Origin of the sequence: Streptomyces sp. HSW2009 (assembly GCF_040240285.1) — a bacterium.
In the GTDB taxonomy this organism is placed as follows: domain Bacteria; phylum Actinomycetota; class Actinomycetes; order Streptomycetales; family Streptomycetaceae; genus Streptomyces.
Genome location: NZ_JBEHZD010001173.1, coordinates 1 through 407, shown reverse-complemented (window position 1 = coordinate 407; position 407 = coordinate 1). Strand labels below are relative to the sequence as shown.

Genomic DNA, 407 nt, shown 5'->3' with positions numbered 1-407 from the left:
CCCTCACCCCACCCCGTACCATCAGCCGCCGCAGCAAACGGCTTACACCGACCATCAGGCGCCAACCCACGCTGCCGAGAAAACCCAGTGAACACCTCGGGGGTCGCCATGACCGTCACACCACCGGCGAGCGCCAAAGTGCACTCACCCTGGCGCAGCGCCTGAGCCGCCAAATGCATCGCCACCAGCGACGACGAGCACGCGGTGTCCACCGTCACCGCCGGACCTTCGAGGCCCAATGCATAGGAAACGCGACCGGAAACGACGCTGCCGGAGCCGGCCAGCATCGAATAGCCCTCCAATTTGGCGTCTCCCACACTGGAGAGGCCAGCGGCGTAGTCGTGGTACATCACGCCCGCATACACACCGGTCGCCGAACCCTTCAACGACACCGGATCAATACCCGC

At 65.1% G+C, this 407-nt stretch carries 1 protein-coding gene; it reads right to left on the bottom strand.

Annotated elements, in window-relative coordinates:
• Positions 1-407, bottom strand: a 407-nt coding sequence (locus AAHZ94_RS35090; RefSeq protein WP_349997688.1) for a beta-ketoacyl synthase N-terminal-like domain-containing protein, incomplete at both ends; no start/stop codon positions are given.